Below are 25,889 nucleotides of genomic sequence, written 5' to 3'. Positions count from 1 at the left end.
CTCTCCTCACCAATGGCACTGGTTTGCGTGCCGTGCACAGCGCGGGGTCCGGGGCGATGGTCGTCTCCGGGCGCGGGCCTACCGTAGCCGTATGGATGCCGAAACGCCCCCGGCGCGGGCGCGGCTCGGCATCGGGGTGGGGGCGGGCATCGTGCTGGTTCTGGTCGTTCTGGTCGTGGCTGTGCTCGTGTCTGCGTTGGCTCCGCGCGGCAGCAGCGAGGTTCTGGTGACGAATCCGAACGCCGGCACGAGCGAGTCGCCCCCCGACGTCGTCGAGCACAGTCCGGATGCCAATGGCTCGGCAGGCGCGCCGGTCATCTTCGTGCACGTGCTCGGCTCGGTGGCGAAACCCGGGCTCTACGAGTTGCGCGACGGCGCCCGGGTCGTCGACGCCGTCGCCGCGGCGGGGGGCTACACGGCCCAGGCCGACCAGGCCCAGCTCAACCTGGCACGCCTCGTGTCCGATGGAGAGCAGTTGTATGCACCCGCGGTCGGCGAAGTTCCTCCGGTGCCCGTCGACGGCGCGGTGGCGACTCCCGGCGATTCGTCGTCGAGCACCGTCGACCTGAACACTGCAGACTCCGCCGCGCTCGAGACCCTTCCCCGCATCGGCCCTGAGACCGCCAAGAAGATCATCGACTACCGCGACGAACACGGCCCGTTCACCTCGATCGACCAGCTGCTCGAGGTTCCGGGCATCGGGCAGAAGACCCTCGACGGTCTCCGTGAGTCGGCGGTCGTATGACCTCGCCGCGGCCGCGGGAACAACGCTCGACGGCCACGCGTGGTGTCGACCGTGGTCGTGCCGATCGCCGCCAGACTGATCGCGGCCTCTCCTACCATCGTCTCGCCGATCATCGTCTCTCCATTCCGGCGGGCGTCGCCTGGATCGCGGCATTCGTGCTCGTCGCACGTCCGCACGATGCGGCGATGGCCCTCGTGGTCGGGGCGGCCCTCCTCGCCGTCTCGCTCGGACTGTGGCGGGGAATGACTGCGGCTACCGTGAATACACGAGCGGGTCGCGTCATCCGTCGCATGGGCCGAGTTCTTCCGATGGTGATGGTGTGCGCCGCGCTCGGGGCGAGCGTTGCGGCCGCGGTGCTCGTCATCCAGCCCTCCCGGGAGCCTCCGCTGCTTCTCGACTCGTCGCAGAGGGTACTGACCGCGCGGTTCACGGTCTCGGGAACGCCGTCGGAAACGGCGCATTCCGGCTTCGGCGGTGAGGCCGTGACCGGGGTGCGGTTCGAGGCGTCCCTGGAGCGCGTCGAAGACACAGGCGGTCGCCGTGATATCACGTCTACGAGGGTGCTGCTCTTCGTCGACGACCTCGCCACGGCCGACGTTCCGGCCATCGGTTCGACAATTCGACTCCAGGGTCGATTCCGCGCCACCGACGATGGCTCCCAGACCTCGTGGCTCGTATTCGCCGCGGGTCACCCCGAGACGGTTCGGCAGCCCGGTTGGCACCTCGCCTGGGCGGCCGGGCTGCGTGCCGAATTCACCGATGCTGCACGCGGTCTTCCCGGTGACGGGGCAGACCTGGTTCCCGGGCTCGCGCTCGGCGACGATTCGCTCGTCGACGCCTCGCTCGATACGGCGATGAAAGACAGCGGCCTCAGCCACCTCACCGCCGTGTCCGGCGCCAACTGCGCCATCGTCATCGCCGGCGCCTTTCTGCTCGCTGGCTTCGCTGGTCTTCGCCGAGGAGCGAGGCTGTGCGCGGCGGGGGCCGTGCTGGTGCTCTTCGTCATCCTCGTGACACCTCAGCCGAGCGTCATCCGGGCGGCGGCCATGGCCGCGATCGTTCTCGTGTCGATCGGTGCGTCGCGTTCCGCTCGCGGAATGCCCGTGCTCTGTCTCGCGGTCGTCAGCCTCATCATCACCGACCCGTGGCTCTCCCACAGCTTCGGATTCGCCCTGTCGGCCCTCGCCACGGCAGGCCTGCTGCTCTTCACCCGCCCCCTGACGTCGGCGCTGTCCCGCTGGATGCCTCCGTGGCTCGCCGCGGTCATCGCGGTTCCCCTCGCCGCGCAGCTCGCCTGTCAACCCGTGCTGGCCCTCCTTACTCCCACCATCGCGCCGTACAGCATGCCGGCCAATCTCCTCGCCGGTCCCGCCGCTCCGGTCGCCACGGTCGTCGGTCTTCTGGCGTGCTTGGTGGGAGCCGCAGTTCCGCCGCTCGCCGTGCCCGCAGCCTGGCTCTGCTGGCTGCCGGCAGCCTGGATCGGCGCGGTCGCGCGTTTCTTCGCCGGTGCGCCAGGCGCGCGACTGCCCTGGCTGCCCGGCGTCGCAGGCGCCCTTCTCGTGCTCGGACTGACGGCGCTGGCGCTCTGGGTCGTGCTGGCCTCTCGCGCGCCGCGGCTTCGCCGCATCGCGGGCGTCCTGCTGGTCACCGCGATGGTCGGTGTCTACGGGGGCATTCTCATCGGCGGCACCATCGCCCTGCGACTGTCGGTTCCCGCGAACTGGCGCATCGCGGCCTGCGACATCGGGCAGGGTGACGCGGTACTCGTCAGAAGCGGCGACGCGATCGCCCTCATCGACACCGGGCCCGAGCCGGAAGCTCTCCGACTGTGCCTTGAGAGAATGCAGATCGATCACGTCGACCTGCTGGTGCTCACCCACTTCGACCTCGACCACATCGGTGGGCTCGACGCGGCGGTCGGCCTCTCCGACACGGTGCTCGTCGGTCCGACCGATGGTGGTGCCGACGAGGGGGTCGTGCGCCGCCTCGTAGCCTCGGGGGCCATGGTTCATGAGGCGTCTAGAGGCGACACGGGCGAACTCGGAGCGCTCTCGTGGACGGTGCTCTGGCCGCTGGAGGACACGACGCTCCGCGGAAACGGCGCGAGTGTCACGCTGCAGTTCTCAGGAGATCTCGACGCGCTGTTTCTCGGAGACCTCGGAGAAGAAGACCAGGCGCAGTTGATGGCCGAGGGCCCGCTGAGCCCGGTCGACTTGGTCAAGGTGGCGCACCACGGATCCGGCGACCAGAGCGCAGATCTCTACGAACGCGTCGAGGCGCGGGCTGGACTCATCTCGGTGGGCGCCGACAACGACTACGGGCACCCCAACGATCGCATCCTCAAAATTCTTGCCGATGCCGGCACGCGGGTCTTCCGTACCGACCAGCTGGGGTTGGTCGTCGTCTCGATCGAGGGCGGCGAGACGGTCGTCTGGAGCGAGAGAACCGCGTCTGCCCGTGCCGTGCCAGTCGCGTCGGCCCTGCCGAGTAGGCTCGATGACGACCATCGACGTAAGTGAGGACACGTGGCGACTGCACGGGGCGCAAAACCATCGGCGAAGGCCGCTATTCCGCAGCTCTCGTGGGAGCAGGTGCGTCCGGCTCCCGTGGTCCTCGTGTCCGGCACGGAGTCCTTCCTCGCCGAGCGAAGCATCCGTCAACTTCGAGAGCTGCTGAAGCTCGAAGACCCCAGCCTCGAGGTCTCCGACATCGACGCGTCATCGTATGCGCCCGGAGAATTACTCACCGTCGCGAGCCCGTCGCTGTTCGGTGAACCGCGCATGATCCGGGTGTCGTCCGTCGAGAAATGCACGGACGACTTTCTGCTCGAGGCCATGTCCTACCTCGAGAATCCCGCCGACGACACCTACCTCGTGCTTCGGCACGGGGGCGGTGTGCGAGGCAAGAGACTGCTCGACGCGGTCCGCTCGGGTTCGGGGGGCGGCATCGAGATCGTCTGCGCCGAACTCAAAAAAGACACGGAACGCTACGAGTTCGCCGCCTCGGAGTTTCGGGCGGCCGGTCGTCGAGTCTCACCGGGCGCACTCAGGGCGCTGGTGGCCGCCTTCTCCGACGACCTGGCCGAACTCTCCAGCGCGTGTCAGCAGCTCGTCGCCGACGCGTCGGCAGAGATCACCGAGACCACTGTCGATCGGTACTACGGGGGCCGAGTCGAAGCCAGTGCGTTCGCCGTCGCCGACATGGCAATCGCCGGCCGGCACGGCGAGGCGCTTGCCCTGGCCCGGCACGCCCTCGCATCCGGTGCCGATCCTGTGCCGATGGTCGCCGCGTTCGCCATGAAGCTCCGCACTATGGCCAAGGTGCTCGGCACCCGCGGCGGATCCGGCCAGCTCGCCGGTCAGCTCGGTCTCGCACCCTGGCAGATCGATCGCGCTCGTCGCGACTTGGCCGGCTGGTCGGGAGCGGGCCTGGGGCGCAGCATCCAGATGCTCGCCGAGACCGACGAGAACATCAAGGGCGGCAGCCGCGACGCGGTCTACTCGCTCGAACGCATGATCGGCGTCATCGCTGAGCGGGGCGAGCCGTCACGCTGATTCATAAAGCGCACGAAAGAAGCCCCGCGACTGCGGGGCTTCTTTCGTGCGCGAATCTCGTCGAACAGAAGTGTCTGTTAGAGCGAGGCGACGGTCTTCGCGAGGGCCGACTTGCGGTTCGCGGCCTGGTTCTTGTGAATGACGCCCTTGGAGGCGGCCTTGTCGAGCTTCTTGCCCGCTGCGGTGAGCGCGGCGAGGGCCTTGTCTTTGTCGCCCGTGAGGACAGCGGTCTTGGTGGCACGGATAGCGGTCTTCAGGCCACTCTTGACGGCCTTGTTGCGCTCCTGGGCCTTCTTGTTGGTGCCGATGCGCTTGATCTGCGACTTGATGTTTGCCACGAAATAACCTCTTGTATGTGTTCGGATGAATGCAATGCGGCCGAGAAGCGACCGCGAGTTCGCTCCGTACTGTAAGACGGGAGCGTAAGCCAACAGGCAACGTTACCAGACCGGCGTCATCTCGACAATATTGGGCGCGCTCCGAGTAGCGTTAATGGTCTCATGCCACAGCTTGCGCCCCACATCCATTCCGTTCCCGAATCGGGGATCCGCCGTATCTTCGAAATGGCGTACGCGCTCGACGATGTGCTGATGCTCGCCGTGGGGGAGCCCGATGTCGAGGTTGCTCCCGAGATCCTCCGTGCGGGCTCCGACGCCTGGCTCGCCGATGAGACCGACTACTCGCCGAACGGCGGACTGCTCGTCCTCCGTGAGGCGCTCGTGCGCAAACTCGCCCGAGAGAACGACGTCGTGGTCGATACCGAGCAGGTCTGGGTCACCTGCGGAGGCATGCAGGCTCTCTACCTCGCGATGAGCCTCACGCTCGCGCCCGGTGACGAGGTGCTGATTCCAGACCCCGGGTACTCGACGTTCGCCATGAACGCGGCCATGATCTCGGCGCTTTCCGTGCCGTATCCGTTGAGGCGCGACAACGACTTCCTTCCCGACCTCGACGAATTGCGACGACTCGTCACCCCGCGCACCCGCATGATCATCATCAACTCGCCGTCGAACCCGCTCGGCGCGATCTTTCCAGAACAGACCCTGCGCGCCCTCGTCGAATTCGCGAGGGAGAACGATCTGTGGATACTCAGCGACGAGGTCTACGAGGCCTTCAGCTACGAGGCTCCGCATGTTTCGGTCGCGAGCCTCGATGCAGACGACAGGGTCTTCTCCGTCTTCTCGCTGTCGAAGACCTACGCACTCACCGGCGTCCGCGTGGGTTACCTGGTAACCCCGCCCGGTCTCACCTCCACGATGCGCACGGCGCAGGAGGCGATGATCAGTTGTGTGAACACGCCGGCCCAATTGGCCGCCCTGGTCGCGGTCGAGGGCGACCACAAGCACGTGGAAGCGGCGGCAGTGCACTACCGGCAGAATCTCGACGCGGCGACCGCACTCCTCGACGCGCGCGGCATTGAGTACCTCCGGCCGTCGGGCGCGTTCTACCTGTGGGTCGACGTCGGCTACGCGACCGGCGGTGACGTCGCAGAGTGGGCCGAACGCTTCCTCCTCGACAAGCGTGTCGCCGTTGCACCCGGCAGTGCGTTCGGGCGCGAGGGAGAGGGCTGGATCCGCATCTGCGTCGCCGCCGGCCTCGACGACCTGCTCGAGGGCATCCGTCGGCTCCCCGAGCCCGCTCGCGAGGTCTCCGACGCGCCGACGGCGCAACGGGTGGGGGTCACCGTGCGCCTGGCTCACCCCGACGAGCACGACGAGCTCGGGCGGCAGCGACTCGAGGCCTATCGACTCGAGTTCACGATCGGCGACGACTACGCCATGCAGATCCTCGACGTGCCCCATCACGCGACGGTCGGCGAGGTCTGGGTCGCCGTCGACGACGAGAGCGGACGCATCCTGGGTTCTGTCACGACGCCGCGACCCGGCGAGCTGCTGACCCCCCTCGGCCGCCCGGGCGAGTTCGATTTTCGTCTCCTCGCCGTCGATCCGGAGTCGCGCGGGCGTCGGGTGGGCAGCATACTGACCGATTTCGTGATCGACCTGGCGCGTCGGCGCGGCGCCGAGCGCGTCGTGATGAACAGCGGAACCGACATGACGACGGCGCACGGGCTCTACGAGCGGAGGGGGTTCTCTCGCATGCCGGATCGCGAGAACCCTCCCGGCATCGAGCCGTCGCGGGCCTACGGCCTCGACCTCTGATCTGCCGACATACCCGCGCGATCGAGCTAGCTCCTCGACGCGTACGAGCCGGTGCGCAGTTCGTCGAGGATGCTCGGACCGTTCGGCTCCCAGCCCAGGTCGATGCGCGCCGAGGTTCCCCGCGACTGCTGGTCGAGCAGCAGCGCATCGGCGAACGCTTCACCGAGACGCGCGCGCGACGTGTCGATCGTCTCTTCCTCGACGCGGGAGCCGAGGCCTTGGCCGAACGCCACCGCTTCGCCGATCTCGCGTACGGTGGGATTCTCTCCGCTGGCACCGATGTAGGTGGAGCCGGCCTCACCGAGGTCGAAGGCCAGGATGTAGAGCTCGGCCACGTCGTCGACGTGCACACTCGTCCAGTGCTGCGAGCCGTCGCCCACGAGTCGAACAAATTCGTCGCCCGCCCGCACATCCGTGAAGAGGGCGGGGATGCCCGCGCCGCGGCCGAAGACGACGGCCGGAGCGACCAGGGTGGTCGAAACGCCTTGGGCCTCGAGCACCCGCTTCTCGATCTCCCACCGCCATTCCGTGAGGGGCGGCGGGTTTCGAGGCGAATCCTCCGTGATGTCTTGGTTGTCGCCCCACACCCAGATGCCGCCCGTGTGCACGTAGCGCTTGTTGCTGCCCTCGAGTCCTGCGAGCACGGCCGTCACCAACGCATCGTCGACGTCACGGCTGGATGCGTCACCCGGCGACGCGAGGTGGATCACGCCGTCGCTCGCGATGGCCTGCTCCGTCAGCAGTTCCGTATCGGCGATGTCACCGATCACGGCCGTGGCGCCGAGCGCCTCGATCTTCGCCGCCTTCTCGGACGACCGCACGAGGGCGGTCACGTCACGCCCCTGAAGGCGGAGCTGGCGGAGAACTGCGGACCCGATGAAACCGGTGGCACCGGTGAGAAATATGCTCATGCCGCCATTCAACCCTGCCGAGCGTCCGCCGTCTCATCCCGGTGACGAAAAGTGTCGGCATCGAACTCCGTGAGAGAATGAGCGTCTATCCGTTGTACGACACAAGAGGAACGTGTGAGCCCGCTAGCTAAGAAGGCCCTGGAGCCGGCATCCACCGACCCCGCGTTCATTCGCAATTTCTGCATCATCGCGCACATCGACCACGGAAAATCGACGCTGGCCGACCGCATGCTGCAGATCACGGGTGTGGTGAGTGACCGCGACATGCGGGCCCAGTACCTCGATCGCATGGATATCGAGCGCGAGCGCGGCATCACCATCAAGAGCCAGGCCGTGCGCATGCCCTGGTCGCTCGACGACCAGACCTACGCGCTCAACATGATCGACACCCCGGGCCACGTCGACTTCACCTACGAGGTGTCCCGGTCGTTGGCCGCTTGCGAGGGAGCTCTGCTGCTCGTCGACGCCGCCCAGGGCATCGAGGCCCAGACGTTGGCGAACCTCTATCTCGCCCTCGACAACGACCTCACGATCATCCCGGTCCTCAACAAGATCGACCTGCCCGCGGCCGACCCAGACAAATACGCTCAGGAACTCGCGAGCCTCATCGGCGGAAGGCCCGAAGACGTGCTGCGGGTCTCTGGCAAGACGGGCGTCGGCGTTCCCGAACTCCTCGACCGTCTCACGGCGCTCGTCCCCGCGCCTCAAGGCGATCCGGATGCCGCGGCGCGCGCAATGATCTTCGACTCGGTCTACGACTCCTACCGCGGTGTCGTCACCTACGTGCGCATGATCGACGGCCAGCTGTCGCCGCGCGAGAAGATCCAGATGATGTCGACCCGTGCCACGCACGAAATTCTCGAGATCGGCGTCTCGTCGCCCGAACCGACCCCCAGCAAGGGGCTCGGTGTCGGCGAGGTGGGCTATCTCATCACGGGCGTGAAAGACGTTCGCCAGTCGAAGGTCGGCGACACGGTCACCACGCACGCCAAGCCGGCCACAGACGCCCTTCCGGGCTACACCGAGCCGCTGCCGATGGTGTTCTCGGGCCTGTACCCGATCGACGGCACCGATTACCCGGCGCTGCGCGAAGCCCTCGACAAGCTCAAACTCAGTGACGCGTCACTGGTCTACGAACCCGAGACCTCCGTGGCCCTCGGCTTCGGTTTCCGCTGCGGTTTCCTCGGCCTCCTGCACCTCGAGATCATCAACGAGCGGCTCGAGCGCGAGTTCGGCCTCGACCTCATCGCGACGGCGCCGTCGGTCATCTACGAGGTGACCACCGAAGACAAGAAGGCCGTCACGGTCACGAACCCCAGCGAGTTTCCCTCGGGCAAGATCACGAGTGTGCACGAGCCTGTCGTGAAGGCGGCCATCCTGGCGCCCAAAGACTACGTCGGCGTCATCATGGAACTCTGCCAGAGCCGTCGAGGCACCCTCCTGGGCATGGAGTTCCTCGGTGAGGACCGCGTCGAGATCAGGTATACGATGCCGCTGGCCGAGATCGTGTTCGACTTCTTCGACAGCCTCAAGTCGAAGACCGCCGGCTACGCCTCGCTCGACTACGAGCCCGTCGGCGACCAGGAGGCCGACCTCGTGAAGGTCGACATCCTCCTGCAGGGCGAGCAGGTCGACGCGTTCAGCGCGATCGTGCACCGCGACAAGGCGCAGGCCTATGGCGCCCTGATGACCGAGCGCCTCCGCAAACTCATTCCGCGTCAGCAGTTCGAGGTGCCCATCCAGGCCGCCATCGGCGCGCGCATCATCGCCCGCGAGTCGATCCGTGCCATGCGCAAAGACGTTCTCGCCAAGTGCTACGGCGGTGACATCAGCCGCAAGCGCAAGCTCCTCGAGAAGCAGAAAGAGGGCAAGAAGCGCATGAAGATGGTCGGTCGCGTCGAGGTGCCGCAGGGCGCATTCATCGCCGCGCTCTCGGGCGACACGGAGACGAAGAAAGACAAGAAGTAATCCGATGCCGCAGCGATCCACCCACACGGGTCAATCCCTGACCTACGCCGCAGTCGGTGCCTCGCAGGCCGCCGACCTGATGTTCTATCCGCCCAAGGGCTACAGGCCGGCAGAAGACAGCATCCGCATCGGTTCCGGGCGCGACCGCTTCGATGCCGCCGCGGCGACACTGCTGGCCTGGGGCGTGCAGAAGAACAGCGGCATCGTCGTGTCGAACATCGAGCTGCCCACACCGAGCGACACCGACTATGCCGGTCTCGTCTACGACGCCGACGGCACACCGCTCGCGGCGCGCGACGTCAATCCCGAACTCACGTATTCCGAAGACGGAACGCCGCAGATCTCGGCGGGGGTCACGGCCGACCTGCGCATCCGGGCCTACGGCCGCCAGGTCACGGCGCCGGTGCGGGTCGTGCTCGTCATCGATGAGCCGAACGAGGCCGGCTTCGCCTACGGAACGCTACCCGGGCATCCGGAGGAGGGCGAAGAAAGCTTCGTCGTCACCCACGAGCCCGACGATTCGGTCTGGTTCACAGTGCGGGCGTTCTCGCGCGGCAGCACGTTGTTCTACCGCGCCGTCTCGCCGCTGCTCCGCCGCCAGCAGCGCCTCATGACCAAGCGCTACCTTCGGGCGCTCCTTCCCGGGCGTGCGGCGTGAGCATCGACCGCTCGTTCGCCCAGCACTGATGGGTGCCGCGCTTCCCCTCGGCGATCCCGCACCCCTCGACGGAATGCTGCCCGGCGGCTCCGCGCGAGACGCCGCAACCCGCAACTTCGGCGTCTACCTGCACGTGCCGTTCTGCCGGGTACGCTGCGGCTACTGCGATTTCAACACCTACACGTCGACCGAGCTGCGGGGAGCGAAGCAGTCCGACTACGCCGCCCAGGCGGTGCTCGAGGTCGACCTCGCGCGCCGCGTGCTCGAGCAGTCGGGCGTGCCGTCGCGAGAGGTGTCGACGGTCTTCTTCGGCGGCGGAACCCCCACTCTGCTTCCGGCCGAGAACCTCGTGCGCATGCTGGCGTCGGTTCGCGAGACGTGGGGGCTCGAAGAGGGTGCCGAGGTCACGACCGAGGCGAATCCCGACAGCGTCGACGCCGACTACCTCAAGACCCTCGCCGACGCCGGTTTCACCCGGGTCAGCTTCGGCATGCAGTCCGCCGTGCCGCACGTGCTGCACACCCTCGACCGCACCCACGATCCCGAGCGCGTGCCGCTCGTGGTGCAGTGGGCGCGCGACGCCGGGCTTCAGGTGAGCCTCGACCTCATCTACGGAACGCCGGGGGAGTCGCTGGAGAACTGGCGCACCTCGCTCGAGAGCGCGCTTGCCTCGGCCCCGGATCACCTGTCGGCCTACGCGCTGATCGTCGAGCAGGGCACGAAGCTGGCACGCCAGATCAAGTCGGGTGAGGTGGCCGAGCCCGACGACGATCTCGAGGCCGACATGTACGAACTCGCCGACTCCATGCTGAGCGCCGCCGGGTACTCCTGGTACGAGGTCAGCAACTGGGCGGCCGACGAGAACTTCGTGTCGCGCCACAACCTCGCCTACTGGCAGGGTCACGACTGGTGGGGCGTCGGCCCCGGAGCGCACAGCTACGTCGGCGACACCCGGTGGTGGAACGTCAAGCATCCCGCCGCGTACGCCGAACGCATCGGCGCGGGCCATTCGCCGGCCGCGGGCCGCGAGACACTGGATGCGACGACGCGCGAAACCGAGAGGGTGCTGCTTCTCACGCGCATCCGCGAGGGCCTGCGCATCGACTCGCTGGCGGCGGAGCCGAGGCGCGAGGTGGCCGGACTGATCGCCGACGGGCTCGTCGACGGGCGCGCGGCCATCGCCGGAACCGTCGTGCTGACGCTGCGCGGCAGGCTCCTCGCCGACGCGGTGGTGCGCCGGCTCACCGACTAGCGATCCGGCGACCGCCTACTTGACGAGGCGAAGGATCAGCGGGTAGCGGTAGAACTCGCCCGCGTTCGACTTGACGGCGGCGATGATCATGAACACGATCGCCGCGATTCCCAGGGGCAGGGCCAGAATCGTTCCGATGAAGAACGTGGGAATGCCGATGAGCACGACCGCCGCCATATAGATGGCCAGGGAGATCTGAAAGTTCAGCTCTTCGAGCGTGTGCTCTCTGATGAATTCGCCCCGGCCTTTCAGCACGAGGTAGCCCACGAGGGCCGGTAGAAACCCGAAGAGGATTCCCCCGAGGTGGATGAGCGTCGCCCAGAGGCGTTGGTCTTGCGGCGTCATCGGCGGCTGGGGCTGGTATGCGGTCTCGAACGGAGGCGGGGCTGCAGTCATGTCGACCATTAAAGCAAAAGAAGCGCCGGCCGACACGGGGTGTCGACCGGCGCTGTCGTGCAAAATGGGCTACTTGATGAGTCGGATGGCGAACGGATAGCGGTAGGTGCCGCCGCCGTTCACTTTCACGCCGCCGATGATCGGGAAGATGATCTGGGCCGCCCAGATGGCCAGCGTGATGATGAGCGCGAGAATGCCCCCGATGAAGGGGATGAACGCCAGGATGGCGCCGACGATGAAGCTGGCGACCCACGCGATGGCGATGGTGATCTGATAGTTGAGCGATTCCTTGCCCTCCTGGTTCACCAGAGGACCGCGATCCTTGAAGACCAGCCAGATGATCAGAGGGGGAATGAAGCTCAATACCCCACCGAAGTGCGCGAGTGATGCCCAGAGCTTGTCGTCCGACTGGCTGAGCGGTGCACCCGGGGTCGCGGCGGGCTGAGGGGTGTACCCGGGAGGAGGAGTCTGGCCCGCGGATGGGGCGCCGTACTGCGGAGGCACAGAGGCGCCGGCCGGCGTTCCGAAGTCGGGTGGCACCTGGCCCGCCGGCTGTGTGTACGGAGGGGGCGTCGGGTCGCCTGCGCCCGCGTTGTTCTGCGGCGCTGCATTGGGATCGGACATGAGTCGCGGCCTTTCGTCGCTGATATGGGCTTTCAGCACAAGATACTGCGCAATCGACTGTGCGGGCAATGATCCCGTGACGCCCACGGCAAGATATAATTGGCACTCAGGATCTCGGAGTGCCAGTTGTTCGTGAACCCGTGCAGACGAGAGAGAGGTGACGCGACATGGTTTCCGACCGCAGCCTCGAGGTGCTCCGCGTCATCGTTCAAGACTACGTCGCCTCTCGCGAACCCGTCGGTTCGAAATCGATCGTCGATCGGCATTCGTTCGGCGTCTCGGCCGCGACGATTCGAAACGACATGGCCCTCCTCGAAGAAGAAGAGCTGATCACGGCACCGCACACCTCGTCGGGTCGCATTCCGACCGACAAGGGATACCGGCTGTTCGTCGATCACCTCGCCGATCTGAAACCCTTGACCTCGGCTCAGCGCCAGGCCATTGAGACCTTCCTCGGCGAGCCCGCCGACCTCGACGACGTTCTCGCACGCACCGTGCGCCTGCTCTCCCAGCTCACCCGGCAGGTCGCGATGGTGCAGTACCCCTCGTTGCAGCAGGCCCGTTTCCGGCATCTCGAGGTCGTCGCCCTCGCCCCTCAGAAGCTCCTGCTCGTCGTGATCACAGACTCGGGGCACGTCGACCAGCGCGTCGTCGATGTGCCCAGCGAGGTCGACGTCGATTTCATCGGCGAGATCCGTGCCAAGCTCAACACCGCGCTCGCGGGCGTGGGCGTCGTCGAGGCGGCCTCCCGGCTCGGCGATCTGCCGGGCCTGTTCGCGGCATCCCGGATGCCGGTGGTGCGGGTGCTCGTGGCGGCCATCGCCGAGCACGTGGCGGCCACGCGCCACGACAAACTGGTCATCGCGGGGGCATCCAACCTCGTGCGCACCGAAGAGGATTTCCACGGCAGCATCCTTCCCGTGCTCGAAGCGGTCGAGGAGCAGGTCGTCCTCCTGCGTCTGTTCAGCGAACTCGAGGCCGACCAACGCGGCGTGTCTGTGAGCATCGGTCGAGAGAACGATCCGTTCGGATTGGGCGAGACCTCCATTCTCGCGAGCGGCTACAGCGCTCAGGGCGGCTCCCTCGCCCACCTCGGAGTCCTCGGCCCGACACGCATGGACTACTCGAGCAACATCGCGGCCGTGCGCGCCGTCGCCCGCTACCTCTCCCGCACCCTCGGAGAGAGTTGACTTCATCTTCCCGCGCGCTGTTCTGGCGCTGGCTCGATACGACAGAACGCTGCCCTCCCGCGGCCAGCGCATCCCGACTGAGAAGGAGACGCCCTCGTGGCTGACCATTACGACGTGCTCGGCGTAGCCAAAAGCGCCACCCCCGAAGAGATCAAGAAGGCGTATCGGCGGCTGGCTCGAGAACTGCACCCCGACGTGAACTCGGCGCCCGACGCCGAAGACAAGTTCAAAGCGGTGACCCACGCCTACGACGTGCTGAGCGATCCGGGGCAGCGTCGCGACTACGACAGGGGTCCCCAGATGGGTTCCGCAGGCGGCGCGGGCGGGTTCGGAGGATTCGGCGACATCTTCGAGACGTTCTTCGGAGCACAAGGCGGATCCCGAGGCCCGAAGTCGCGAGAAGAGCGTGGGCAGGACGCCCTCCTGCGGGTCGAGATCGACCTGGGCGAGGTCATTTTCGGCACCCATCGCGACCTGGAGGTCGACACCGCGGTGGTCTGCGAGACCTGCAACGGCTCATGCTGCCAGCCCGGCACATCCCCCGTCACCTGCGACATCTGCGGAGGCAGCGGTCAGATCCAGCGCGCCGTGCGCTCGCTCCTCGGCAACGTCATGACGAGTGCACCCTGTGGAACCTGCCGTGGTTATGGCACGGTCATCCCGGCGCCCTGCGTCACGTGCCAGGGGCAGGGGCGCGTGCGCGCGCGCCGGTCGATCCCCGTCGACATCCCGGCCGGCGTCGACTCGGGCCTGAGGCTGCAGCTCATCGGCCAGGGAGAAGTCGGCCCGGCAGGCGGGCCGAACGGCGATCTGTACCTCGCGATGAAGGTGCGCCACCACGACGTCTTCAGCCGCAACGGCGACGACATCCTGTGCACGCTCGAGGTCTTCATGTGGGATGCGGTGCTCGGCACGACCTCGAGCGTCACGGCGCTCGACGGCGACATCGATGTCGAGATCAGGCCCGGCACCCAGAGCGCCGAGATCCTCACGATCAAGGGTCGAGGCATCACGCATCTTCGCGGACAGGGCCGAGGCGACCTGAAGATCGGAGTGCAGGTCACGACGCCGACGAAGCTCGACCACAAGCAGAAAGAACTCATGAAGCAGCTGGCTCAGGCGCACAAGTACCCGGCTCCGAACCTGGGTCACTTCCAGCAGGGTCTGTTCGCGAAGCTCCGCGACCGCTTCCTCAACGTCTGAGAATGAGCTCCCTGTTCCTGCGCTCCGACCTCGCGCGTGCGCCGCACGCCGTCGGCGACGCTGTGGCCCTGGCCGGTCCCGAGGCGCGGCACGCGGTGACCGTCAATCGTCTCCGCGTGGGCGAGGTCATCTCCATCGGGGATGGTTCTGGGCTCTCGGTTCGGGGACCCATCGTGACCGTCGAGGCGGCGGCCCTGGAGATCCGGGTCGAGTCGACGTCGTTCGACGAGGCGCCGGCTCCCGAGGTGTGGCTGGCCCAGGCGCTCGCGAAGGGCGATCGCGACGAACTCGCCGTGCAGGCTGCGACCGAGCTCGGGGCCTCGGGTGTCATCCCTTGGGCCGCCGAGCGGTCGGTCTCGAAGTGGACGGGCGCGAAGGTCGCCAAGGGCACGGAGCGCTGGGGCGCGATCGTGCGCGAAGCGGCGAAGCAGTCGATCCGATCGTGGGTGCCGGCAGTCGAGCAGCACATGAACACCAAGCAGCTCGCGCGGCTCGCGGCCGAGGCCACGGTACTCGTCCTCGACCCCACGGCCGAGGCTCGGCTCTCTCACGTCGACCTGCCACCGGATGCGCGCATCCTGATTCTCGTCGTCGGTCCCGAGGGCGGCATCGCGCCCCACGAACTCGACCTCTTCGAGCGCGAGGGCGCCATCCGTGTGCGTCTCGGCGACGAGATCCTGCGCACGTCGACGGCCGGCCCATCCGCCTTGTCGGTGCTGAACGTGCGCCTGGATCGCTGGTGACGGCAGCCGGCGCACACTGTGCCGAGAGCGAACGCGCCCCCAGCCGGCCACGGTGTTGCGGCCCGACGCTCTTAAGATAGATGCATGTCAACATCAGGTGACGCCCCCTCGGTCTTCTCGCGCATCGTCGCGCGTGAAATTCCCGCCACGATCATCGTCGAGACAGACACAGTGATCGCGTTCGAGGACATAGAGCCCAAGGCCCCGGTGCACGTACTCGTCGTGCCGAAGACAGAGAAGTACCGCGACGTCGTCGAGCTCGCCGAGGGCGACCCGGCCCTGCTCGCCGACGTCGTCGCGGTCGCGTCCCGCATCGCCGACGAGCGAGCGGGCGGAGAGTTCCGTCTGGTCTTCAATACCGGCGAGGCAGCGGGGCAGACGGTCTTCCACGTGCACGCGCACGTTCTCGCCGGGGGTCTCGGAGAGGATTCCCTTGCCGAGGGCTGAGAATTCGACGCCTGGTGAGGCGCGAATCCTCATCGACGGCATCGCCATGGTTCGCCTGCTCGGGCCCCAGGACAGGCTGCTGTCGACCATTGAAAAGCAGTATCCGGGTGTAGACGTGCATGTGCGCGGCAACGAGGTCACCCTGACGGGCGACGATACCGACGAGGTCGAGGCGGCAGAGCGTCTCGTCACCGAACTTCTCCTGATGATCGAGAACGGACACGATTTGACGTCGACCGAGGTGACCTCCAGTGCAGCGATCCTCGACGCCGACAAGACCGCCAGTCCGGTCGACCTGCTCGGGCAGGCCATCCTCTCGACGCGGGGCAAGAGCATTCGACCCAAGACCGCGGGGCAGAAGGCCTACGTCGACGCGATCGATGAGAACACCATCGTGTTCGGTATCGGCCCGGCCGGAACCGGCAAGACGTACCTTGCCATGGCCAAGGCCGTTCAGGCGCTGCAGCGCAAAGAGGTCAATCGCATCATCCTCACCCGTCCCGCCGTCGAAGCGGGCGAGCGCCTGGGCTATCTGCCCGGCAGCCTCACAGACAAGATCGACCCGTATCTGCGCCCGCTCTACGACGCACTCAACGAGATGCTCGATCCCGAGGTTGTTCCGAAACTTCTCGCGGCCGGCACGATCGAGGTCGCGCCGCTCGCCTACATGCGCGGGCGAACGCTGAACGACTCGTTCATCGTGCTCGACGAGGCGCAGAACACCACGCCCGAACAGATGAAGATGTTTCTCACACGCCTCGGCTTCGGCTCTCGCATGGTGATCACGGGCGACATCACCCAGGTCGACCTGCCCGTCGGAACGAGTGGATTGCAGCTCGTGACGCGCGTGCTCGGCGACATCGACGACATCCACTTCGCCACCATGACGAGCGCCGACGTCGTTCGTCACACCCTCGTGGGGCAGATCGTCGATGCGTACACGAAGTACGACCAGATCCAGATGGCGAAGAAGGCCGGCGACACGATCGGCTCCGCCGAGCGAGACCGAAGGTACCCGAAGACCCGATGAGCATCGAGATCAACAACGAATCCGCGATTCCGGTCGACGAGACGGCCATGCTGAGGCTCGCCACCTACGCGCTCGATCAATTGCACGTGCACCCCGACGCAGAGCTGGCGATCGTTCTGGTCGACGAGGCCGCCATGGAGCAACTCCACGTGCAGTGGATGGACGAGCCGGGGCCGACCGACGTGCTGAGCTTTCCGATGGACGAGCTTCGGCCGGGTACCGAGGACTCGCCCACGCCGCCCGGCCTGCTCGGCGACATCGTCCTGTGTCCGCAGGTGGCCGAGGTGCAGGCGGCGGGGGCGGGCCACACGACGCTCGACGAGTTGCAGCTTCTGACGGCACACGGCGTTCTGCACCTTCTCGGCTTCGATCATGCCGAGCCCGACGAGGAGAAAGAGATGTTCGGCCTGCAGCGCGACATCCTCACCGGCTTCGCGGCCATAGAGCGCCGCCGCCGTACATGATCACAGCACTCTTCCTGGTCGCCGCGTTCCTGCTCGTGGCCCTGGGCGGGCTGTTCGCCGCCACGGATGCGGCCCTCGTCGTGCTGTCCCGTGCCGACATCGCCGAGCTCGCCGACAGATACCGGCCCAAGCGGTCTCTGCGCGCGATCGCCGCAGACCCCACGCCGCACATGAACGTGGTCAACTTCGCCCGGGTCGTCTCCGAGACGACCGCCGCCGTGCTGGTCACGATCGTCTTGTCTGTCTGGATCGACGGACCCTGGCTCGTATTGCTGTTCGCCGCACTCATCATGACGGTCGTGTCGTTCGTTCTCGTGGGGTCGAGTCCGCGCAGCGTCGGCCGGGCGCATCCCGAGGCTGTCGTCGGTCTCACAGCACTCATGGTGCACGCGCTCCGCGTCGTACTCGGCCCGGTCGCCGGGGCGCTCGTCGCGTTCGGCAACCGCGTCACCCCGGGCCGCCCCCGTTCCGCCGCCTTCACGTCGGAGCAGCAGCTTCTCAGCATGGTCGACGAGGCCACCGAGCTCGATGTGCTCGAAGAAGAAGACCGCGAGCTCATCCACTCGATCATCGATTTCAGCGACACGGTGGTGCGCGAGGTCATGATTCCCCGCACCGACATGGTGACCGTCGACGACACCGCCACGGTCGGCCAGGGCATGGGGCTCTTCCTCAGCACGGGCGTCTCGCGCATGCCGGTCGTGGCCGATGACGTCGACGAGATCGTCGGCATCCTGTATCTACGCGACGTCGCGCGTCTCAGCCACGAGAGACCGACCGCGGTAGACAGGCAGACGGTTCGCGAATTGGCTCGTCCCGCCTTATTCGTTCCTGAGTCCAAGAAAGTTGACGACACGCTGCGCCAGATGCAACTCGACTCCAATCACCTCGCCATGGTTGTGGATGAGTATGGCGGAATCGCCGGCCTTGTGACCCTCGAAGACCTGATCGAGGAGCTGGTCGGAGACATCTCCGACGAATACGACCGAGAAGTAGTAGAGGTGGAGAACGTGTCCGACGGTGTCTATCGTGTGAGCGCGAGGCTGCCCGTCGACGAGCTCGGCGAACTCTTCGACCTCGAGCTCGACGACGACGACGTCGATTCCGTGGGCGGGCTCCTGTCGAAAGAGCTCGGCCGTCTGCCCTCCAGCGGATCCCGGGTGACGACGTCGGGCCTCGTGCTCACGGCGGAACGCACCGAAGGCCGCCGAAAACGAATCAGCACCATCCTGGTGCAGCGAGACCAGTCGGCCACGCCGCTGCTCGCAGAGAGAGGATCCGAGTGACCGAGTCCGGCACCGAACCGACGACGAGCAATTTCCGGGCGGGATTCGTCTCGTTCGTCGGGCGCCCCAACGTCGGAAAGTCGACCCTGACGAATGCTCTCGTCGGTGAGAAAGTGGCGATCACCTCGTCGAAACCGCAGACCACACGGCGGGCCATCCGCGGCATCGTGCATCGTACAGACGGGCAACTGATCCTCGTCGACACGCCGGGCATGCACCGTCCGCGCACGCTTCTGGGGGAGCGCCTGAATGCCATCGTGCAGACGACGTTGGGTGACGTCGACGTGATCGGATTCTGCATTCCGGCCAATGAGAAGCTCGGACCGGGCGATCGGTTCATCAACGAACAGCTCGACAGCTTTCCGAAGGCCAAGAAGGTCGCGATCGTCACCAAGATCGATGCGGCATCCAGGCCTGCAGTCGCAGAGCAGCTTCTCGCCGTCTCCGAGCTCCGGGCGTGGGAGGCCGTCGTTCCCGTGTCGGCGCAGAGCCATATCCAGCTCGACACGCTGTCGGCCGAGCTCATCCGGCTGCTGCCCGTCTCGCCGCAGTTGTACCCCACGGAGCAGGTGACAGACGAGGGTCTCGAGGCACGCATCTCCGAGTTCATCCGGGAGGCCGCGCTCGAGGGTGTGCACGACGAACTGCCGCACTCGCTCGCGGTCACCATCGACGACATCATCGAGCGAGATGATCGCGAACTGGTCGAGATCTACGCGAACGTGTTCGTCGAGCGAGACAGTCAGAAGGCGATCATCATCGGGAAGGGCGGGTCCAGGCTGGGTGCCGTGGGGGCCACCGCCCGAGAGCAGATCGAGCCGTTGATCGGCAAGCAGGTCTTTCTGAGCCTGCGCGTCAAGGTGGCGAAAGACTGGCAGCGAGACCCCAAGCAGCTCGGAAGGCTGGGATTCTGACTCATGGGGGTCTGCAACCGCTCCGGTGCGACCGGTAGCCTGTAACCCGTGATTACGAAAGAGAACCCGTTCGGGCAGGTCATTGTCGCGCTCGTCACGCCGTTCACCGCCGACGGCGAAGTCGACTGGCCGAGTGTCGAGAGGCATGTCGACAATGTCATCAGCCACGGCGCAGACGGTATCGTCGTCACAGGAACGACGGGCGAGACATCCACCCTGACCGACGCGGAGAAGATCACCCTCGTCGAGGTGGCGAAATCAGTCTCCGCGGGCAGGGCGAAGGTCATCACGGGCGGCGGCTCGAACGAGACGGCGCACGCCATGCAGCTCGCGCGGCAGAGCGAGAAGGCCGGCGCCGATGGCAACCTCGTCGTCACGCCCTACTACAACAAGCCCACGCAGGCGGGGCTCCTCACGCACTTCCGCATGATCGCCGACTCCACCGACCTGCCCGTTATCCTCTACGACATTCCGGGCCGCACCGGTGTGCCCATCACGTACGAGACGATCCTGCGTCTCGCAAAGCACCCGAACATCCTCGCCATCAAAGACGCCAAGGGTGACTTCAGCGAGGTCAGCCGGGTCATCAACCAGACCGATCTCATGTACTTCTCCGGCGACGACGCGAACGTGCTTCCGCACCTGTCGATCGGTGCCACGGGCCTCATCGGCGTGACGAACAACATCGCCTCCGGCCCGTACCGCATCATGGTCGACGCGGTCAACGCGGGCGACCTCGCTACGGCCACCGCGGCGCATCAGGCCCTCGAACCACTCGTGCGCGCCGTCATGACGCACGTTCCGGGCACCGTCGCCGCCAAATACATCCTGCACGGCCTCGGCCGTATCGGCAGTCCACGAGTTCGGTTGCCGCTCGTCGGCCCCGAAGAGTGGGAGGCCGCCCAGATCGAGAACGAGATCGACCTCGTCAAGGGAATCTCCTCGATCGACTTCACCAACTTCCGCCCCGACCGCAACGCCGCCGCCGGCGGTGCGCTGCCCAAGGTCGCGGGGACCACGCGCTAGCCCGTCCACGGGCTGCCAACAGCTAGGAGGGCACATGCCCAACATCGCATACGAACCGAACGCCCTCGCCCCAGACACCCTCCGGATCATTCCGGTCGGCGGACTCGGCGAGATCGGCCGCAACATGACCGTCTTCGAGATCAACGGCAAACTCCTGATCGTCGACTGCGGCGTGCTCTTTCCCGAAGAGCACCAGCCGGGCGTCGACCTCATCCTGCCCGACTTCTCCATCGTTCGCGATCGACTCGACGACGTGCTCGGTATCGTGCTCACCCACGGCCACGAAGATCACATCGGCGCCGTGCCGTATCTGCTGCGTCTCAAACGCGACATTCCCTTGATCGGCTCCGGCCTCACACTCGCCCTCATCGAGGCGAAGCTCAAAGAGCACCGCATCAAGCCGTACACGCTGACCGTCGCCGAGGGCCAGGTCGAGCAGTTCGGTCCGTTCGAGCTCGAGTTCGTCGCCGTCAATCACTCCATTCCCGACGCGTTGGCTGTCGCGATCAAGACGGTCGCCGGCACCGTCCTGCACACGGGCGACTTCAAGATGGACCAGCTTCCGCTCGACAACCGCCTCACCGACCTGCGCGCGTTCGCCCGCCTCGGCGAAGAGGGAGTCGACCTCTTCCTGGTCGACTCCACCAACGCCGACGTTCCCGGATTCACGGCACTCGAGCGCTCGATCGGTCCAGTCCTCGACGACGTCATCCGGCGCGCGCCGCGCCGTGTGGTGGTGGCGAGCTTCTCTTCTCACGTGCACCGCGTGCAACAGGTTCTGGATGCCGCGCACAACAACGGCCGCAGGGTCGCGCTTCTGGGGCGCTCGATGGTGCGCAACATGCAGATCGCAGCAGAGCTCGGATACCTGCGGGTGCCCGAGAACGTGCTCATCGACTTCAAGAAGGCTGGGGACATCCCCGACGACAAGATCGTCTACATGTCGACGGGGTCGCAGGGCGAGCCCATGGCCGTGCTCAGCCGCATGGCCAACGGCGAGCACCAGGTCGAGATCGGCGAGAACGACACGGTCATCCTCGCGTCGAGCCTGATCCCCGGCAACGAGAACGCGGTCTACCGCATCATCAACGGCCTGATGAAGCTCGGCGCCAATGTGGTGCACAAGGGCAACGCGAAGGTGCACGTCTCGGGTCACGCCGCCGCGGGCGAACTGCTCTATTGCTACAACATCCTGAAGCCCAAGAACGTGTTGCCCGTGCACGGCGAGCAGCGCCACCTCGTGGCCAACGCCAAGCTCGCGCAGCAGACCGGCATCCTTGAAGAGAACACGATCATCGCCGAAGACGGCACGGTCATCGACCTGAAAGACGGCGTCGCGTCCGTCGTGGGCCAGTACGACCTCGGTTTCGTCTACGTCGACGGATCGAGTGTCGGCGAGATCACGGACGCCGACCTCAAGGATCGTCGCATCCTGGGCGAGGAGGGCTTCATCTCGATCATCGTGGTGATCGAGGCGCAGACGGGCAGGGTCGTCGTCGGACCGGAGATCCACGCCAAGGGGTTCGCCGAAGACGAGTCTGTGTTCGACGATGTGAAGCCGAAGATCGTCGCGGCCCTGGCCGAGGCATCCAAGAACGGGATGCACGACCAGCACGCCATGCAGCAGGTTGTGCGCAGAACGGTGGGTCGGTGGGTCAACACGTCCTATCGCCGACGTCCGATGATCGTTCCGCTCGTCATCGAGGCCTAGCCGACCGAGACATCGACGCTCGAGACGCTTACGCGAATTCAGGAGGGCCCGGCGACTGTCGCCGGGCCCTCCGACGTGTGAGACGTGACCTCGGTCCGGTGCGTCGACGTGGCCGCGACGGCGAGCAGCGCGAGTCCGAGGGCGACCAGAAGCATGGCCAATGTCCCGAGCCCGGGGTAGATGTGCCCGGGCTGCACGAGGGCCGCGCCGATGACCGACAGCAGCCCGCCGGGAACGGCCAGGAGCCGAGCGCGGATGAGCGTAGCGGCCGTTGCCGCGAGGCAGGCCACGACGAGCGACGCGACGCCGACGAGGCCCAGGATGCGGGCGACCTCGTAGACGGGGGCTTTCGCGTCCGTGATTCCCGCGAGCTGCAGGGTTCCGGCGGCCACGCCAGCGAGCAGATCGAGCGACGTGTAGAAGACGGCGAAGCCGTATCCGCCGACGGCAGCGACCCGGCCCAGTGCCCGGCTCGAGCGGCGCGCGATCAGCCAAGGTCCGATCCCGACGAGGGGAAAGACGGGAATGAGCACGATGTGCATGACCTGCCAGCGTGCGGCCGTCTCGTCGGTCAGGTGGTGCGGGTGCAGCAGGCCGATGAGTGCACACGCCAGAGCGGGCACCGACACGAGCAGGAGGAGACGGATGCGAGGCGACATGGCACGAGAGTACGCCGGAAATCAGACACCCGGCACGCGTAACCGGTGATCGTCGGTGTCCCCGGGTAGCGTGACACCATGGCTACGAGTACCAAGTCGACCTCTCGCGCACGCGGCGCATCATCAGGTCGCTCGGGCGCCGCCCCTGGCGCCCGAAAGACCCCTGCTCGTGCGGCGGCCACCCAGAAGACCGTGCGCCTGAATCCGGCGTCGAGCGACGAACGCGGCCCGGGCCTCGTGAGCCGTGCCTGGCTCGCACTGGCCCACGTCGTGGGCGGGGCTTTCCGTGCCTTTTCACCCGCCGAACTCGACAGAGCCGAGCGGCGGGACGGCCTTCCGTTCCTGCTCGTGCTGCTGGCCATCGCCGGCGCGGTCATCGAGTGGTTCCTGGTCTCCAATGCCGTCGCCGTCACCATCGAGGCCTTCACCTTCGGGCTGCTCTTCGGTCGTGTGGCCTACGCGCTTCCCGTCGTACTTCTCCTGCTCGCCGCGTGGCTCTTCCGGCATCCGAGTTCGGTACACAACAACGGTCGCATCGGCATCGGACTCGGGCTGATGCTCGTCACGGTCTCGTCGCTCTGCCACATCTACGGGGGGCAGCCCAACCCTGCCGGCGGGGCATTGGCGACCGGGGGCGGCATCTTCGGCTGGGTTCTCGCGGCGCCGTTGGTCGCACTCATCACACCGATCGGCGCCACGATAGTGGTGTCGGCGCTCCTGGTGCTGAGCGTGTTCATCCTCACCAAAACACCGCCGAACAGAGTCGGATCGCGACTTCGCGAGTTGTACTCATACCTGTTCGGTGCGGCCTTCCCCGACGAGGCCGAGCATCGTGAGTCGAAGAATGCCGCGAAGGCCGACGGGGCATCGAAGGCGCAGGCCGAGTCCGACGTGCTGTCGACCGAGCAGATCGATCTTGCGGCCCGAGAGGTCGTATCAGAGGGGCTGCCGTGGTGGAGGCGCAACTCGTCTCAGCGCGAAGAAGATCCGGAGTTCGATGCGCCCGTGATGGCACCGCGTGTTGAAGATCGCACCCCGGCCGCCGACGAGCCCTACGCCAGCGCCGCCAGCGTGGCCGGTCCCGACGACGATGCGGCCATCGCCCAGGTGGGGCTTCTCAACGACATGAAGGCGGCCGAACGCGCGGTTCGGCGCTTCACCGGCGAGATCCGACCCGGTGCGGCGCCCCAGACGAGCCTCCTCGACGATGCGGCGGCCGAGTCGTCCTCCGCATATCCGCAATCGACCGTGCGTGCGGTGCAACCTGAGCTCGACCTGGCCGACGAGGCGGTCGAGACGACGATCGAGATCGATGCCCCCGCAGCGAACTACCGACTGCCGTCGGCAGCCAGCCTCAAGGCGGGCGGGCCCTCGCTCGCTCGCTCTGCGGCCAACGACGAAATCGTCGCCGCGATCACCGAAGTGTTGACGCAGTTCCAGGTCGACGCGACCGTCACCGGATTCTCCCGGGGGCCGACTGTCACGCGCTACGAGATCGAATTGGGCCCAGGCGTCAAAGTCGAGCGCGTCACAGCACTGTCGAAGAACCTGTCGTACGCGGTCGCCAGCAATGAGGTGCGCATCCTGTCGCCCATCCCGGGCAAAAGCGCCATCGGTGTCGAGATTCCCAATACAGACAGGGAGATCGTCTCACTCGGCGATGTGCTGCGCTCGTCCAAGGCGGCGTCCGACAACCACCCTATGACCATCGGCGTCGGAAAAGACGTCGAGGGCAAGTTCGTCATGGCGAACCTCGCCAAGATGCCTCACCTTCTGGTGGCCGGCTCCACCGGTTCCGGCAAGTCGAGTTTCGTCAACTCGATGGTCACGTCGATCCTCATGCGCGCGAAACCCAGCGAGGTGCGCATGGTGCTCATCGACCCGAAAAGGGTCGAGCTCACCGCCTACCAGGGCGTGCCGCACCTGATCACGCCGATCATCACGAACCCCAAGAAGGCGGCCGAAGCGCTGGCCTGGGTCGTCAAAGAGATGGACATGAGATATGACGACCTCGAGAGCTTCGGCTTCCGACACATCGACGACTTCAACAAGGCGGTCGTCAACAACGAGATCATACTTCCGGTGGGCAGCCTGCGGCAGCTGAAGCCCTACCCCTACCTGCTGATCGTCGTCGACGAACTGGCCGACCTCATGATGGTGGCTCCGCGAGACGTCGAAGACTCGATCGTGCGCATCACACAGCTCGCGCGCGCATCCGGCATTCACCTGGTGCTCGCCACGCAACGGCCGAGCGTCGACGTCGTCACCGGCCTGATCAAGGCGAACGTGCCGAGCCGACTCGCGTTCGCCGTGACGAGTGTCACCGATTCCCGGGTCATCCTCGACCAGCCAGGCGCGGACAAGCTGATCGGCCAGGGCGACGGCCTCTTCCTGCCTATGGGGTCGTCGAAGGCCATCAGGGTTCAGGGGGCGTGGGTGAGCGAAGCGGAGATCGCTACGGTCGTGCAGCACGTCACGCAGCAGGCTCGTCCCGAGTATCGGCACGATGTGGCAGTCGAGACCGTCAAGAAGAACATCGATGCCGACATCGGCGACGACCTCGAGATCCTTCTCGCTGCTGCCGAACTCGTCGTCAACACGCAGTTCGGGTCTACGTCGATGCTGCAGCGCAAACTCAAGGTCGGATTCGCGAAGGCGGGTCGCCTGATGGATCTGATGGAGTCGCGGGAGATCGTCGGACCGTCCGAGGGCTCGAAGGCGCGCGACGTGCTCGTGACAGCCGAGCAGCTTCCCGAGATCTTGGCCATGCTGCGGGGCGTGCCTGCATCCACGGCATCCGCCGGCGTGCAGCCCGGCGTATCTCTGAACACCGATGCGGCTGGCGACGACCCCTATGCCGACGACCCGGTGGCCAGGGGCCTGGAGCGGTACCCTGAAGAAGAGGGCGATTCAGACGAAGATGCCTGGGGCCTGACCGGCAGAGAGTAG

The 25,889-nt window shown here is 66.4% G+C and carries 23 protein-coding genes; 18 read left to right on the top strand and 5 right to left on the bottom strand.

Annotated elements, in window-relative coordinates; genetic code table 11:
- The first annotated feature begins 91 nt into the window (after positions 1-91).
- The 3 genes from ACE5CZ_RS12835 to holA are packed head-to-tail and all read left to right on the top strand — an operon-like array spanning position 92 to position 4,299.
- On the top strand, positions 92-745 hold the full coding sequence (locus ACE5CZ_RS12835) for a ComEA family DNA-binding protein (RefSeq protein ID WP_374947719.1): 654 nt from the start codon (positions 92-94) through the stop codon (positions 743-745).
- Positions 742-3,264, top strand: coding sequence for a ComEC/Rec2 family competence protein (locus ACE5CZ_RS12830; protein ID WP_374947718.1), 2,523 nt, complete (start codon positions 742-744; stop codon positions 3,262-3,264). Before ACE5CZ_RS12835 ends, ACE5CZ_RS12830 begins: the two co-directional genes overlap by 4 nt.
- 6 nt (positions 3,265-3,270) lie before the next feature.
- Positions 3,271-4,299 carry a DNA polymerase III subunit delta gene (gene holA / locus ACE5CZ_RS12825; RefSeq protein WP_374947717.1) on the top strand — a complete coding sequence of 343 codons (1,029 nt, stop codon included), beginning with the start codon at positions 3,271-3,273 and terminating at the stop codon, positions 4,297-4,299.
- 77 nt (positions 4,300-4,376) lie between these two features.
- Here the strand turns inward: holA and rpsT are convergent, their stop codons facing one another.
- Positions 4,377-4,637 carry a 30S ribosomal protein S20 gene (gene rpsT / locus ACE5CZ_RS12820; protein WP_202566834.1) on the bottom strand — a complete coding sequence of 87 codons (261 nt, stop codon included), beginning with the start codon at positions 4,635-4,637 and terminating at the stop codon, positions 4,377-4,379.
- Between the two features lie 162 nt (positions 4,638-4,799).
- On the opposite strand from rpsT, the gene ACE5CZ_RS12815 reads away from it, so the two are divergent.
- Positions 4,800-6,458, top strand: a complete 1,659-nt coding sequence (locus tag ACE5CZ_RS12815; protein ID WP_374947716.1) for an aminotransferase class I/II-fold pyridoxal phosphate-dependent enzyme — start codon at positions 4,800-4,802, stop codon at positions 6,456-6,458.
- Positions 6,459-6,484: 26 nt separating this feature from the next.
- Here the strand turns inward: ACE5CZ_RS12815 and ACE5CZ_RS12810 are convergent, their stop codons facing one another.
- The gene (locus ACE5CZ_RS12810) at positions 6,485-7,369 is read right to left on the bottom strand and encodes an NAD-dependent epimerase/dehydratase family protein (RefSeq protein WP_374947715.1); all 885 of its coding nucleotides are present in this window, start codon (positions 7,367-7,369) and stop codon (positions 6,485-6,487) included.
- 114 nt (positions 7,370-7,483) lie between these two features.
- Between ACE5CZ_RS12810 and lepA the strand changes: the two genes are divergently transcribed.
- The 3 genes from lepA to hemW are packed head-to-tail and all read left to right on the top strand — an operon-like array spanning position 7,484 to position 11,247.
- Positions 7,484-9,337, top strand: a complete 1,854-nt coding sequence (gene lepA / locus ACE5CZ_RS12805; protein WP_374947714.1) for a translation elongation factor 4 — start codon at positions 7,484-7,486, stop codon at positions 9,335-9,337.
- Positions 9,338-9,341: 4 nt separating this feature from the next.
- On the top strand, positions 9,342-9,995 hold the full coding sequence (locus ACE5CZ_RS12800) for a DUF1990 family protein (RefSeq protein ID WP_374947713.1): 654 nt from the start codon (positions 9,342-9,344) through the stop codon (positions 9,993-9,995).
- A gap of 28 nt (positions 9,996-10,023) precedes the next feature.
- Positions 10,024-11,247 (top strand): radical SAM family heme chaperone HemW, encoded by a 1,224-nt coding sequence (gene hemW, locus ACE5CZ_RS12795; RefSeq protein WP_374947712.1) that lies wholly within the window; start codon positions 10,024-10,026, stop codon positions 11,245-11,247.
- Positions 11,248-11,262: 15 nt separating this feature from the next.
- On the opposite strand, the gene ACE5CZ_RS12790 is transcribed toward hemW, so the two are convergent.
- Together ACE5CZ_RS12790 and ACE5CZ_RS12785 are read right to left on the bottom strand one after the other, a co-directional pair.
- The gene (locus ACE5CZ_RS12790; RefSeq protein WP_374947711.1) at positions 11,263-11,643 is read right to left on the bottom strand and encodes a DUF4870 domain-containing protein; all 381 of its coding nucleotides are present in this window, start codon (positions 11,641-11,643) and stop codon (positions 11,263-11,265) included.
- Between the two features lie 69 nt (positions 11,644-11,712).
- A complete protein-coding gene (locus ACE5CZ_RS12785) occupies positions 11,713-12,267 on the bottom strand; it encodes a DUF4870 domain-containing protein (RefSeq protein ID WP_374947710.1) in 555 nt (184 codons plus the stop codon).
- A gap of 167 nt (positions 12,268-12,434) precedes the next feature.
- Between ACE5CZ_RS12785 and hrcA the strand changes: the two genes are divergently transcribed.
- From hrcA to ACE5CZ_RS12735, 10 genes are all read left to right on the top strand, one after another.
- On the top strand, positions 12,435-13,457 hold the full coding sequence (gene hrcA / locus ACE5CZ_RS12780; protein ID WP_374947709.1) for a heat-inducible transcriptional repressor HrcA: 1,023 nt from the start codon (positions 12,435-12,437) through the stop codon (positions 13,455-13,457).
- Between the two features lie 96 nt (positions 13,458-13,553).
- On the top strand, positions 13,554-14,660 hold the full coding sequence (dnaJ, locus tag ACE5CZ_RS12775; protein ID WP_374947708.1) for a molecular chaperone DnaJ: 1,107 nt from the start codon (positions 13,554-13,556) through the stop codon (positions 14,658-14,660).
- 2 nt (positions 14,661-14,662) lie between these two features.
- Positions 14,663-15,403, top strand: coding sequence for a 16S rRNA (uracil(1498)-N(3))-methyltransferase (locus ACE5CZ_RS12770; protein WP_374947707.1), 741 nt, complete (start codon positions 14,663-14,665; stop codon positions 15,401-15,403).
- A gap of 84 nt (positions 15,404-15,487) precedes the next feature.
- Complete coding sequence (locus ACE5CZ_RS12765) at positions 15,488-15,850, top strand: histidine triad nucleotide-binding protein (protein WP_374947706.1); 363 nt, start codon at positions 15,488-15,490, stop codon at positions 15,848-15,850.
- 46 nt (positions 15,851-15,896) lie between these two features.
- Positions 15,897-16,880 carry a PhoH family protein gene (locus ACE5CZ_RS12760; protein WP_374947734.1) on the top strand — a complete coding sequence of 328 codons (984 nt, stop codon included), beginning with the start codon at positions 15,897-15,899 and terminating at the stop codon, positions 16,878-16,880.
- Complete coding sequence (gene ybeY / locus ACE5CZ_RS12755) at positions 16,877-17,344, top strand: rRNA maturation RNase YbeY (protein ID WP_374947705.1); 468 nt, start codon at positions 16,877-16,879, stop codon at positions 17,342-17,344. The genes ACE5CZ_RS12760 and ybeY overlap by 4 nt, the downstream gene beginning before the upstream one ends.
- Positions 17,341-18,630, top strand: coding sequence for a hemolysin family protein (locus ACE5CZ_RS12750; RefSeq protein WP_374947704.1), 1,290 nt, complete (start codon positions 17,341-17,343; stop codon positions 18,628-18,630). Before ybeY ends, ACE5CZ_RS12750 begins: the two co-directional genes overlap by 4 nt.
- Complete coding sequence (gene era, locus ACE5CZ_RS12745) at positions 18,627-19,544, top strand: GTPase Era (protein WP_374947703.1); 918 nt, start codon at positions 18,627-18,629, stop codon at positions 19,542-19,544. Before ACE5CZ_RS12750 ends, era begins: the two co-directional genes overlap by 4 nt.
- Positions 19,545-19,592: 48 nt before the next feature.
- Positions 19,593-20,570, top strand: a complete 978-nt coding sequence (gene dapA / locus ACE5CZ_RS12740) for a 4-hydroxy-tetrahydrodipicolinate synthase (protein WP_374947702.1) — start codon at positions 19,593-19,595, stop codon at positions 20,568-20,570.
- A gap of 34 nt (positions 20,571-20,604) precedes the next feature.
- The gene (locus ACE5CZ_RS12735; protein ID WP_374947701.1) at positions 20,605-22,281 is read left to right on the top strand and encodes a ribonuclease J; all 1,677 of its coding nucleotides are present in this window, start codon (positions 20,605-20,607) and stop codon (positions 22,279-22,281) included.
- A 38-nt stretch (positions 22,282-22,319) separates the two neighbouring features.
- Here the strand turns inward: ACE5CZ_RS12735 and ACE5CZ_RS12730 are convergent, their stop codons facing one another.
- The gene (locus ACE5CZ_RS12730) at positions 22,320-22,940 is read right to left on the bottom strand and encodes a hypothetical protein (RefSeq protein ID WP_374947700.1); all 621 of its coding nucleotides are present in this window, start codon (positions 22,938-22,940) and stop codon (positions 22,320-22,322) included.
- Between the two features lie 78 nt (positions 22,941-23,018).
- Between ACE5CZ_RS12730 and ACE5CZ_RS12725 the strand changes: the two genes are divergently transcribed.
- On the top strand, positions 23,019-25,889 hold the full coding sequence (locus ACE5CZ_RS12725) for a DNA translocase FtsK (protein WP_374947699.1): 2,871 nt from the start codon (positions 23,019-23,021) through the stop codon (positions 25,887-25,889).

The organism is Agreia sp. (assembly GCF_964263775.1).
Classification (GTDB): Bacteria; Actinomycetota; Actinomycetes; order Actinomycetales; family Microbacteriaceae; genus Agreia.
Note: the sequence above shows the minus strand (reverse complement) of the source record. Positions and strands in the feature narration are given on the sequence as shown.